Below are 10,485 nucleotides of genomic sequence, written 5' to 3' on the forward strand. Positions count from 1 at the left end.
CCGCCGGGGCGGCCGGAGCGAGCGGCTTCCTCGCCGCCTACCTGGCCGGGTTGGTGCTCGGCAACGCCAAACTGCCGCACCGCGCCGCCACCCGCTCCTTCGCCGAGGGAACCGGCTGGCTCGCCCAGATCGGCCTGTTCGTCATGCTCGGCCTGCTGGTCACCCCCAGCGAACTGCCCTCGGCCGTCCTGCCCGCCGTCGTGGCAGGGCTCGTCCTGCTGCTGGCCGCCCGCCCCGTCTCCGTCCTGGCCTGCCTGCTGCCGTTCCGCATCCCCTGGCGCGAGCAGGCGTTCATCTCCTGGGCGGGGCTGCGCGGCGCGATCCCGATCGTGCTGGCCACCTACCCCATCGTCGAAGGCGTCACCGACGCCCGGGACCTGCTGAACATCGTGTTCGTGCTGGTCGTCCTGTTCACCCTGCTCCAAGGTCCCAGCCTGCCCGCCGCCGCTTGCAGGCTCGGCCTGACCCGCCCCGACGCACTGCGCGAGGTCCAGGTCGAGACCGCACCCCTGGACGTACTCGACGCCGACCTGCTCACCGTCACCATCCCGCCGGGCTCCCGGCTGAAGGGCGTGGCCGTCTTCGAACTGCGGCTGCCGCCCCCGACCGTGGTCACCCTGATCGTCCGCGACGGCACCACCATCGTTCCGCAGCCCGGCACCGTGCTGGGCACCGGTGACGAACTGCTGCTGATCACCACACCCAAGACCCGGGAGGCCGCCGAACGGCGGCTGCGCGCGATCGGCCGCCGCGGCAGACTCGCCCGCTGGTTCGGCGAACACGGCCACCCCGAACCTCCCGGCCCCGGCGCTGCCTGACACGGTCGGTGACCGTGGCAGTGCGCGTACTGCGCCGTGCCCATTGATGAGCTCGTCGTGGTTCCACCGCCGCCTGACCCTGCTGTGCACCCGGCGGGTGCAGCGGAGGTGGCACGCGAGCGACGTGGGACACGCTGTTGACCTCTCGCCTGCGGGAGCAGTCTGCCCATTGCGCGATCTCTCCGACGCTCTTGTCCAGGGTCCGCGTCGGACGGCTTTGGCCAGTGCGCCGCCGCAGTCACCGCCAATCAGGTCACACCCGGCCTGACCACCGTGACCGGGCAGTGCGCATGATGCAGGACGGCCTGGCTGACCGAGCCCAGCAGCAGTCCCGCGAAGCCGCCGTGGCCTCGGGCTCCGACCACCAGGAGCTGCGCGTCCTCGCTCGCCTTGATCAGCGCAGGACGCGTACGGGCGTGCAGCAGACGGCGGTGCGCCGTGACGTCCGGATACTTCATCTGCCGTCCGGACAGTGCCTCGGCCAGCACCCGTTCCGCCTCGTCGCGCAGCCGGTCCACGTCGTACAGCACAGTGGGCGGATCACCAGGACCGCTGTAGGCGCGCTCGGTCCAGGTGCTCCACGCATGCAGGGCGACCAGGTCCGCGCCTCGCAACGACGCCTCGGCGAAGGCGAAGTCGACGGCTGCCTCCCCGGCTGGAGAGCCGTCGACGCCCAGCAGCACCGGCCCGGACGGGTTCGGCCTGTCTCGCACAACCATGAGCGGGCAACGGCCGTGGGCGGTCAGATGCACCGCCGTCGATCCCAGCAACAAAGCGCCGAACGTCCCCAGCCCCCGGCTGCCGACCACGACCAGCGCCGCCGTACGCGACTGGACCTCCAGCACGCTCAGCGGTTCACCGCCGATGACGGCGTGGGCCACCTCCACCTCCGGCGCGACGGTCCGTGCCCGCCCGACCGCTTCGGCCACCGTGCGCTCGGCCAGCTTGCGCAGTTCGCCCCCGACCGGTCCCAGCGGCGACGGCCCGGGCGGCGCATGCATGCCGGGCCAGATGAACGCGTGCACCACCCGCAGCCCGACTCCGCGCATGCGCGCCTCGCGCGCCGCGAGCTCCGCGGCAGCGAGACTCGACGCCGAGCCGTCCACACCCACCACGACCGGTCCACTCATCAACGGTCTCCTATCCCCGTGCACGCACGGCACCGGGCTGCCACGCACGGCGGCTCGCAATGGCGACCCAGGCAACATCCCTGTGCCAGAGACAGGTCCCTGCGGAGATCTGCCGTCCCCGTCCCCGCCGCCTCCAGCCTCGCTCTGGCCATCGGCCACTGCCATTGGGCCGGGCGGCCGCTGCCGGTCTGTTGCCGGCGCTGGTGGCCCGGCACTTCTCCAAGCAGGGGCTTCGGGCGGCGGTCGATGCTCATGTGCTGGACCACATCAGTGAGTAGTTGCGGCAGCTGGAGCCGGGCATGGGCCTGATGGCTTCCCTCGGTGAGGTGTCGGCGCGGGTCTTCGGTGCAGACCCGATCCTGCGCGGCTACCTGCGCTACGTCCTGCTGGAGGACAGTGAGGCGAGCGCGGCTCTCTTCGGCCGCCTGTTGTCCGGCGCCCGAGCAGAGGTGGAGCGGCTGTCCGCCGTCTACAGAGAGGACGGTTCCGACGAGGAGTGGGTCCCGTTCCAGATGCTGTGCCTGATCCTCGGCCCGCTGCTGCTGGAGCGGGTCATGCAGCCCAACCTCGACGAGCCGACATTCGCCCTCGTCCTGGCCCGCCGCAGCGCGGCCAACCAGCGGTTGTTGCTGCCGGGTTACTACGGTCAGCTGGAGGGTGTGGATGGGGGTTAGCCTCAGTGTGGAGTGTACGTGTGTTTACAAGAATGAACACATGGATACTCCCTCTCGCTTACGGTCCGCGCCGCCACGCTCTCATGCCCCGTCGCGCCGCCTCGCCTGGCTGGACAATCTCCGCCTCGCCCTGACCGTCCTGGTCGTCGTCCACCACGCGGCCCAGTCCTACGGCCCTGCCGACCGGTGGTACGTCGAAGGCCAGCCGCGCACCGGCGCTCTGGCGACCCTGTCGGCGGTCGACGGTGCCTTCTTCATGAGCCTGTTCTTCTTCGTCTCCGCGGTCTTCGTGCCCGGCTCCTACGGCCGGCGGGGCGCCCGCCGCTTCCTGACGGGCCGCCTGCTGCGCCTCGGCGTACCACTGCTGGTCGGCGCGCTGACCATCGTGCCGGGCCTGATGTACGCGTACTACGTGCACTACCGCGGCTATCCGCCGATCTCCTTCCCTCGCTACTTCACCGACGTCTACCTCGGACTCGGCGACAAGCCCGCCGACTGGAGCGGCCCCTCCTGGCCGGACCTGCAGTTCGGGCACCTGTGGTTCATCCAGAACCTGCTCGCCTACAGCGTGCTGTACGTCCTGTGCTGCCAGGCCGCCCGACTGGTGCGGTCGCGCGGCGGACGGACCCTGCCGGTGCCGGGTCACCGTGCCCTGCTCGTCCTCACCGCCGCGATCGCCGCCGCCACCTTCCTGGTGCGCCTGCGCTATCCACTGGACACCTGGGTGCCGGTGCTGGACTTCCTCCAGGTCGAGCCCGCCCGCCTGCCGCAGTACGCGGCCTTCTTCGCGCTCGGGGTGCTGGCGCACGGCCACGACTGGCTGGAGCGGTTCGACGCCCGCACCGGATGGGTGTGGCTGACCGGTGGACTGGCCGGCGTGGCGCTGCTGTTCGCGATCGGCGTGAACGCCGACTGCTTCGGACCGGGCGGCTTCGACTGGCCGTCCGCATTGTGGGCGGCGTACGAGAGCGCGCTGTGCGTGGCCTTGTGCATCGGGCTGCTCACGCTGTTCCGGGAGGCGGTGACGCGCTGCAGCCGCCTGTCGGCGGAGCTGGCAGCCGACTCGTACGCCGTCTACATCATTCATCTGCCGCTGGTGGTGACGCTGCAGTACTACCTGGCCGGCCGTGGGCTGTCGGCCGCCGGTGCGTGGGCGACGGTTTGTGCGCTCACGGTGCCGACAGCCTTCTTCGCCGCGGCCGGGCTGCGGCGGCTGCCGGGTTTCCGCCGGGTGCTGTGAGGCTGCCGGTCAGCGGCGCAGCTTCACCTTGTTGACCGCGGCGACGCCGAAGGCCGCGAGGGCGATCTGGATGAGCCACTCGACCCGGTCGACGCCCTCGGTGCCGGCGACGTTGAGGCCGGATGCGATGCCGGTTCCGATGAACGCGGCGATGATGCCCATCCCGATCGTCCACAGGATGCCGATGCGCCGGCGTTCTGCCTTTCGGGCAGCGCCGGGTGGTACGACTCGTCCCGGCACCGAACAGGCCCTGTACTACACCGGGACCGGCGACTGCGCGGACGCCTCTTCCCGTCAAGGGCACCGGCTGGACCGGCCCACGGTTCCGGAGCCAGGTGTGCCACAACGTGAGCGTCTCCGGTCCTGCCCCGCACCGGAGTGAGGAGGATGGGCCGTGGAGGGTTCCGGCCGCCGTGTCCGGAACGCCCAGCCCATCGTCGGCTCCATCAGGAACCGGACGACCCGCCGGACGAGCGGAGTGCACAGCGTGGTCACGACCGCGGCGATGACGGACACGGTGATCCCGCCGGGCGGCGGGTGGGTCCAGTCGTGGCGGGACCAGTGCCGGTGAGCGGTGGCGTGGAGGGAACCCGCGCAGCAGATAGCCGTACAGCGTGCCCGCGCCCAGCGCGGTGAACCACCTCCGCCGCCCGGGCACCCGGGCGAGGAAGCAGGCGACCAAGGCCAGCTCGCAGCCGAAGAGGGCCAGTGCCATGAGGGGCCCGTTCGCGACCAGGCGCCCTGGCCATGGGTGGCGGCACCCGCTGTGATCTTGTCCGTGCGCGCGGCGTGACAGCACAACCCTCACGAAGGATCAACCGTCTTCCCTGCGGACACCAGGTGTCCCAAGGACCGGCGGCAACCACCCGTCGGGCGTGCCTGACGGTGCGAGGCTCGCCGCGGTTGGTGAGGGCTGCGCTCATCCGTTGTGCGAGGAGGTACGTGGGATGGCTCTACGTCATCGCGAGTCAGACGGCTTCCCGGCGTGCCGGCGCAGGCAGAGGGAGGCGGCCATGGGGAGCCCGCAGTCCGCTGGGGAACCTGTGTACGTCAGAGGCGACGTGGTCGAACCGCTGCTGCGCCGTGCCGACCTATTGTCCCAGCTCCTGCGGATCGGGTACGCACGCGGCCAGCAGGAGTAGGAGCAGGAGGCGTAACGCGTTGCTCAACGCCGCAACCGGGAGGCCGGGCTGGCTCACGCGATCTGCGGCGATCCGCTCTGCACCGGCAAGGCTGCCGCAAGTGTGAAGAGCGGCCCGGCCTCCCGCCCGGTGAGAAAAGGCCCGGGCCGATTTGCGCGAGCAGGGACAGACCCGTCACGGGGGGAACGAGCCTGCCCCTGCACGACAGCGCCCGCATACCTCCCCCAAGAGGGCGGGCGCCCTGACCCCCATCGGTGGGGTCACCTCCTCCAGCGCACCGTGCGCCTGGAGCGTCACACGTGACGGCGGACGGTTACGGAGTCGACACCTCTGTGAAGACGGGTACTTGATGACGTCACAAGTCAGCCACGGAGCATGTGCGCCTCCTGGCCGTGCCGTTGGCAGCTTCCCGCAGTGCCGGGCCCCGCAAGCGTTCGGCCACCATGCACGTCAGAGCCGCACCGATCACCGCCGTCCTCGTGGCCCGTACATGATCCGGCTGCTGACACAGCCAGGGGCATGCCGGACGGTCCTCAATGGCGACGGGCCTGCCTGGTGCGCGTCAGGCGCGACTCCGGCCGCCGGCACCGGTCCGCGCTGTGTCCGTTGCCACGTCGAAGGGGATGTCGGCGAGGGAGGCGTAGCCCTGCTCGCCGTGCACCGTCTCCGCCTTGGGGTGGACGGGCACGATCCGCTTGCCGTAGCGCTGGAGGACCCGGGCGACGCCGTACGCCGCGCGGTCCTGGTTCGACGACAGGCCCACCACCGCCCAGGTGTCTCCCAGCTCGGTGAGGATCTTGCGGACCGTCGCTTCGTCGCCGTACACGGTGGGACTCCTTCGGTCTCGTCGCTCTGCTGGACACGCGGCACAACCGCTCCGACTGCAACGGTCGGCCGCGTACGGAGATTCCCCCGTTCGGTCCCGGGGTGCATGGTGGAACCCCGCCACCTCGTCCGGAACCACGCCAGATGGCTGCGCACGACCGCTCGCCCGCCTACGCTCGCCCCGTGCTGCGCATCATCGACGCCCGAACCGGCGAACCCGTCGACGCGTCCACCACCCGCCGGGGCCTGGTCCGCGTCGAGGCCCACGCGCCCGGCCTCGACGCCACGGCCCTGCGTGTGCTGCTGGTCGCCGACGTCCTGGTCCGCGCCCTGGAACTCGGCGGTACGCCGGTCTGGGGTCTGCTGTCCGGCGACCGGGAGCGGGCAGAACTGCGCACGGCCGCCGCGGCCCTCGGCATCCGGCCCTTCGAGGACCGCCGCGACGTCGGCGCCGGGCCGGTCGAGCGGCAGGTCCTCCATGTGGTGGGGGAGGGTGGGGCGGCACCCGACGGAGTGCGCGTCGCGGTCGCGCCCGTGGATCCCGGGCCGGTCGATCTCGGGGAGGCCCTCGGGGGCGGCGCCGATCCCGCCGTGTTGCGTCTGGCGCTGCTCGCCCCGCACAGGAGTCGTCCGGTGCGCCTCGACGCCGCCGCCCTGGACGAGGCCCGCGACACCCTTGCCCGCTGGCGCCGGGCCGTCGCCGCCTGGGCGCGCCGCCCTTCGCGGCCCGTTCCCGAGGAGGTCCGCGAACAGTTGCGTACCGCCTGGGAGGACGATCTGGACGTCCCGTCGGTCCTGCGCGTCCTGCGCCGCGTGGAGACCGACCCGGAGCTGCCGGAGGGCGCGCGGTTCGAGACGTACGCCTACACGGACCGGCTGCTCGGGCTCGACCTGACCCGCGATCTGGGATCCCCGGCATGATCACGCGGGCGGGAACCGGCCCGCTGCGCCGTCTGGTCGTGCTCCGACATGCCAAGTCGGCCTGGCCGCCCGACGTCGCCGACCACGAGCGCCCGCTCGCGCCCCGCGGCCGACGGGACGCGCCGGCCGCGGGGCGCGCGCTCGTCGAGGCCGACTGCCTGCCCGACCTCGCCCTGTGCTCCACCGCCGCCCGTGCCCGCCAGACCTGGGAACTCGCGTCCGCCCAGTGGGGCACCCCGCCGCCCGTACGGCACGATTCGCGGCTGTACGGAGCCGACGTGCCCGACCTGCTGGCCGTCGTGCACGAGGTGCCGCCGGAGGTCGAGACGCTGCTCCTGATCGGGCACAACCCCGGTCTGGAGGAGCTGGTCCTGGCGCTCGCCGGGGACGGCCTCGACGACGCACTGGACCGGGTCCGGGTGAAGTTCCCCACCTCGGCGATCGCCGTTCTGGCCTGGCACGGCAGCGGCTGGCACACCCTCGCGCCGGGCAGGGCACTGCTGACGGCGATGATCGTGCCGCGGGGCAAGAAGAAGCCGGGCAAGAAGTAGGGCGCCTCTCCCGGGCCGGGCGCACGCGCGCGTACGGCATAGGCTGGCCCGATGCAGGACGAGTACCGCACGGTCGCCCGCGCGGGCGTGCACGAAACCGAGGTCAACCGCTCGCGCTTCCTGTGCGCCCTCGCCCCGGCCGCCACCGAGCAGGAGGCCCAGGACTTCATCGCCGCCGTGCGCAAGGAGCACGCCGACGCCACGCACAACTGCTGGGCGTACGTCATCGGCGCCGACGCCTCGGTCCAGAAGGCGAGCGACGACGGCGAACCGGGCGGCACCGCCGGTGTCCCGATGCTCCAGATGCTGCTGCGCCGCGACATGCGGTACGTCGTCGCCGTCGTCACCCGTTACTACGGCGGGGTCAAGCTCGGTGCGGGCGGCCTCATCAGGGCGTACGGCGGAGCGGTCGGCGAGGCCCTGGACGCCCTCGGCACGATCACCCGCCGCCGCTTCCGGCTGGCCACGGTGACCGTCGACCACCAGCGGGCCGGCAAGGTCCAGAACGACCTGCGCGCCACCGGCCGAGAGGTACGGGACGTGCGCTACGCGGAGGCGGTCACGATCGAGATCGGGCTCCCGGACGCCGACGTGGACGCCTTCCGGGCCTGGCTCGCGGATGTCACCGCCGGGACGGCCGGGTTCGAGCTGGGCGGGGAGGCGTACGGGGACGCGTAGCGAAGGGTGCTGTGCACCACAAGGGTTTGTGGGCAATCGGTATCACGTGGTCATAACGGATGTGCGCAGGGTCGGTCATGACGGGGCGATACGGGAGTAACCGCCCGGGGTGTCGGACCCGGCCGTTAGTCTCGGGGATCGTGAGACTGCTGCACAAATTTTCGAGGCGCCACTTACCGTGAGTGCGCTGATGCGGCAAAGGCGCAGGTCAGGATGGTGCGGGTCCGCCCAGGAGAAGCTCGTCGGTGGTGCCGGTGCTGGTTTGGTGCCGACCTGTGGGCACCCCTCGTCATCTCTGGTGACCTGTCCCGTGCTGGTTCAGTGCTGGGCAGGGAGGGCTTCGAGTTGCAGGCGGTGGAGCGAGGTCTGGCAGCCGCCCTATTCGCAGTCGCCGAACTGATGGGTTTGGCGAGGCGGTTTCTGATGGACCGGTTTTATTTGCCTGCGCCCGCAACGTCCACACCACGATAGTTGTCCTCGGGCCGGGTCCTCGCACGGGGGCGCAAGCCGTGGCTCGCCCCCCGGTTCCCGACGCTGTTCACGGCGCCCTGAGCCACCCGGCGGGCGACGTCCCGATCGAGGCCCGCGCCAAGGACTGACAGGGCAGCGCCCCTGCCCGCAAACCGCGGACGGGCGGGCCTCGTCGACCGAGCCCGCACCGTCCGTGCCGGAAACGAGGCCCCACGGGCCCGGTGCTCAGGCACCCGCCGACGACTGCGCCTCCGCCTGCGCCCGGTACAGACGGCGCAGCCGCACCACGCCCAGGTCGTGCTGGTACAGGTTCTCCTGCTGGTCCGCGTCCGCCGGCATGGCCTCCAGCATCACGCGGTCCTGCTCCAGCACCTCCCAGTGGCGCTTTTCGATCAGTGTCTTGTACAGGAAGCGCCACGACGCGCGCTGCCAGTCCTCGACGCGGCGGTAGCGCCAGAAGAAGACCCCGCAGCGCTGCTCGTCCACCGGGCAGACCATGCCCACGATCCCGAACGGTCCGCCGGGACCGGCCGACGGCGGGTACGGGATCGACAGGTCGACCCAGTCCACACCCGTACGGCACAGCTCCACCCAGTCGAAGTTGACGCCCCGCTGGTCGGTCTTCTCGAAGAAGTAGCCGCGGTCGGTCTCCCGGATACGGAACTTGGCCGTCGTGTCACCGTCGAACATCGAGTGCGAGTCGTGGTGCAGGAAGGCGCCGTGCATCGGGTCGAGCAGGTTCTCCACGGCGTACCGCCACGGCACGTTCCACTCGGCGTAGCACAGGAACGCGTCCACGTCGGGGTCCGTCAGCGGCTCGGGCAGTGCGAGCGGTGCCGGTTCCGGGTGCCCCTCGTCGCCGAAGTAGGCAAGGATCGCGCCGCCGACCTCGCGCACGGGCAGCGAGGTGACCAGCTTCTTGCCCTCCAGATTGCAGCCGGGCAGCCCGGGGACCGAGGAGACCGTGCCGTCGGTCTCGACCTCGACGCCGTGATACCAGCAGGCGACCCGGTCGCCGAGGTGCTTGCCGAGCGACAGGGGTGCGCCGCGGTGCGGGCAGCGGTCGGCGAGCATCGACAGGGCGCCGTCGGAGCGGCGGAACAGCAGCCACTGCTCGCCGAGCGCGGTCACCTTGCGCATCGCGCCCGGGGCGACGAAGTGCGAGGGGACGACGGGGTGCCACTGGTTGCGCAGACCGGTGGCGTAGATGTGGTCCGCCGTGGCGGAGGACGACAGCGTCATGGTCAGGCTCCCAGTCGGTTCATCTCGGCGCGGAAGGATTCCTCGGTCCACGGCGAGCCGTCGGCGGCGTGGACCTGACGGGCGTTGAGCCCGCGTACGACGTCGGCCAGCTCGTGGCCCTCCTTGGTGAAGACCTCTTCGAGGGTCGCGGCGAGCTTGTACTCGTACGGCGTGGGCTCGTGCGTACGGGACTGGTGGATGTCCAGGTACGGCCAGGCGCCGGTCACGTTGGCGGTCACGGTGTCTCCTGAGGATGGGGGGGAAGGGGTCACAGGTCGAGGACGAGCCGGCCGGAGGCGCACCGCGAGACGCAGATCATCATCGTGGCGCCGACGGCGTGCTCCGACTCGCTGAGCAGGAAGTCGCGGTGGTCGGGGGTGCCGTCGAGCACACGGGTCTCGCAGGACCCGCAGATGCCGTCGCGGCAGGAGCTGTTCACACGGAGACCGGCGCTCTCCGCCGCATCGAGGATCGAGGTGTCCGCGGCGACGGTGAGGGTCACCCCCGAGGTGCGGCACTCGACCTCGAACGCCTCGTCGTCCCCGGCGCGTTCCACGACGGGTGCGGCGAACCGCTCCAGTCGCAGCCGGCCGTCGGGGCAGCGCTCCTCCACGGCGGCGAGCAGCGGTTCGGGGCCGCAGGAGTACACCAGTGTGCCCTCGGACAGCTCCGCCAGCACCGTGTCCAGATCGATGTGGCCCAGTTCGTCCTGCGGGACGAGCGTCACGTCGCCACCGAGCGTGGCGAGTTCGGCGGTGAAGGCCATCGAGGCCCGGCCCCGGCCGCCGTAGAC

General features: G+C 71.4%; 12 protein-coding genes and 2 pseudogenes. 7 read left to right on the plus strand and 7 right to left on the minus strand.

Features of this window, described 5'->3' with window-relative positions:
- On the plus strand, window positions 1-818 hold an 818-nt coding region (locus tag ACTWQJ_RS37070; RefSeq protein WP_443310841.1), incomplete at its 5' end, for a cation:proton antiporter domain-containing protein.
- A 248-nt stretch (window positions 819-1,066) separates the two neighbouring features.
- On the opposite strand, the gene ACTWQJ_RS37075 is transcribed toward ACTWQJ_RS37070, so the two are convergent.
- Window positions 1,067-1,948 carry a universal stress protein gene (locus tag ACTWQJ_RS37075; protein WP_443310842.1) on the minus strand — a complete coding sequence of 294 codons (882 nt, stop codon included), beginning with the start codon at window positions 1,946-1,948 and terminating at the stop codon, window positions 1,067-1,069.
- Between the two features lie 299 nt (window positions 1,949-2,247).
- On the opposite strand from ACTWQJ_RS37075, the gene ACTWQJ_RS37080 reads away from it, so the two are divergent.
- Both ACTWQJ_RS37080 and ACTWQJ_RS37085 read left to right on the plus strand, forming a co-directional pair.
- Window positions 2,248-2,622, plus strand: coding sequence for a hypothetical protein (locus tag ACTWQJ_RS37080; protein ID WP_443310843.1), 375 nt, complete (start codon window positions 2,248-2,250; stop codon window positions 2,620-2,622).
- Between the two features lie 40 nt (window positions 2,623-2,662).
- On the plus strand, window positions 2,663-3,862 hold the full coding sequence (locus ACTWQJ_RS37085; protein ID WP_443310844.1) for an acyltransferase family protein: 1,200 nt from the start codon (window positions 2,663-2,665) through the stop codon (window positions 3,860-3,862).
- Window positions 3,863-3,871: 9 nt separating this feature from the next.
- Here ACTWQJ_RS37085 and ACTWQJ_RS37090 read toward each other — a convergent pair whose 3' ends face one another.
- Together ACTWQJ_RS37090 and ACTWQJ_RS37095 are read right to left on the minus strand one after the other, a co-directional pair.
- Window positions 3,872-4,102, minus strand: a complete 231-nt coding sequence (locus ACTWQJ_RS37090) for a GlsB/YeaQ/YmgE family stress response membrane protein (protein WP_443310845.1) — start codon at window positions 4,100-4,102, stop codon at window positions 3,872-3,874.
- A gap of 54 nt (window positions 4,103-4,156) precedes the next feature.
- Window positions 4,157-4,586 (minus strand): annotated as a pseudogene (locus tag ACTWQJ_RS37095) (acyltransferase family protein); the annotation flags it as partial.
- Between the two features lie 289 nt (window positions 4,587-4,875).
- Here ACTWQJ_RS37095 and ACTWQJ_RS37100 point away from each other — a divergent pair.
- A complete protein-coding gene (locus ACTWQJ_RS37100) occupies window positions 4,876-5,004 on the plus strand; it encodes a hypothetical protein (protein WP_443310846.1) in 129 nt (42 codons plus the stop codon).
- A gap of 610 nt (window positions 5,005-5,614) precedes the next feature.
- On the opposite strand, the pseudogene ACTWQJ_RS37105 reads toward ACTWQJ_RS37100, so the two are convergent.
- Window positions 5,615-5,830, minus strand: a pseudogene (locus ACTWQJ_RS37105) (CoA-binding protein); the annotation flags it as partial.
- Between the two features lie 143 nt (window positions 5,831-5,973).
- Here ACTWQJ_RS37105 and ACTWQJ_RS37110 point away from each other — a divergent pair.
- From ACTWQJ_RS37110 to ACTWQJ_RS37120, 3 genes are read left to right on the plus strand one after another with little or no spacing between them, the layout of a single operon-like run.
- Entirely contained in the window at window positions 5,974-6,750 is a 777-nt protein-coding gene (locus ACTWQJ_RS37110; protein WP_443310847.1) for a hypothetical protein, read from the plus strand.
- A complete protein-coding gene (locus ACTWQJ_RS37115) occupies window positions 6,747-7,301 on the plus strand; it encodes a SixA phosphatase family protein (protein ID WP_443310848.1) in 555 nt (184 codons plus the stop codon). Before ACTWQJ_RS37110 ends, ACTWQJ_RS37115 begins: the two co-directional genes overlap by 4 nt.
- A 51-nt stretch (window positions 7,302-7,352) precedes the next feature.
- Window positions 7,353-7,979, plus strand: a complete 627-nt coding sequence (locus ACTWQJ_RS37120) for a YigZ family protein (protein WP_224740285.1) — start codon at window positions 7,353-7,355, stop codon at window positions 7,977-7,979.
- 696 nt (window positions 7,980-8,675) lie between these two features.
- On the opposite strand, the gene ACTWQJ_RS37125 is transcribed toward ACTWQJ_RS37120, so the two are convergent.
- The 3 genes from ACTWQJ_RS37125 to ACTWQJ_RS37135 form a co-directional block, all read right to left on the minus strand.
- Window positions 8,676-9,692: a Rieske 2Fe-2S domain-containing protein gene (locus tag ACTWQJ_RS37125; RefSeq protein ID WP_443310849.1), complete on the minus strand. Its 1,017-nt coding sequence runs from the start codon at window positions 9,690-9,692 to the stop codon at window positions 8,676-8,678.
- A 2-nt stretch (window positions 9,693-9,694) separates the two neighbouring features.
- Entirely contained in the window at window positions 9,695-9,931 is a 237-nt protein-coding gene (locus ACTWQJ_RS37130) for a recombinase-like helix-turn-helix domain-containing protein (RefSeq protein WP_443310850.1), read from the minus strand.
- Between the two features lie 29 nt (window positions 9,932-9,960).
- Window positions 9,961-10,485 (minus strand): flavin reductase family protein (locus ACTWQJ_RS37135; RefSeq protein ID WP_443310851.1); only part of this gene is annotated, 525 nt, incomplete at its 5' end.

The organism is Streptomyces sp. KR55, assembly GCF_052245645.1.
Taxonomy (GTDB): Bacteria; Actinomycetota; Actinomycetes; order Streptomycetales; family Streptomycetaceae; genus Streptomyces; species Streptomyces flavusporus.

Bases quoted from the DNA above. Each gene is read 5' to 3' on its own strand.
- ACTWQJ_RS37075 (WP_443310842.1), bottom strand. From the start codon at position 1,948: ATGAGTGGACCGGTCGTGGTGGGTGTGGACGGCTCGGCGTCGAGTCTC.
- ACTWQJ_RS37080 (WP_443310843.1), top strand. From the start codon at position 2,248: ATGGGCCTGATGGCTTCCCTCGGTGAGGTGTCGGCGCGGGTCTTCGGT.
- ACTWQJ_RS37085 (WP_443310844.1), top strand. From the start codon at position 2,663: ATGGATACTCCCTCTCGCTTACGGTCCGCGCCGCCACGCTCTCATGCC.
- ACTWQJ_RS37100 (WP_443310846.1), top strand. From the start codon at position 4,876: ATGGGGAGCCCGCAGTCCGCTGGGGAACCTGTGTACGTCAGAGGCGAC.
- ACTWQJ_RS37110 (WP_443310847.1), top strand. From the start codon at position 5,974: ATGGCTGCGCACGACCGCTCGCCCGCCTACGCTCGCCCCGTGCTGCGC.
- ACTWQJ_RS37115 (WP_443310848.1), top strand. From the start codon at position 6,747: ATGATCACGCGGGCGGGAACCGGCCCGCTGCGCCGTCTGGTCGTGCTC.
- ACTWQJ_RS37120 (WP_224740285.1), top strand. From the start codon at position 7,353: ATGCAGGACGAGTACCGCACGGTCGCCCGCGCGGGCGTGCACGAAACC.
- ACTWQJ_RS37125 (WP_443310849.1), bottom strand. From the start codon at position 9,692: ATGACGCTGTCGTCCTCCGCCACGGCGGACCACATCTACGCCACCGGT.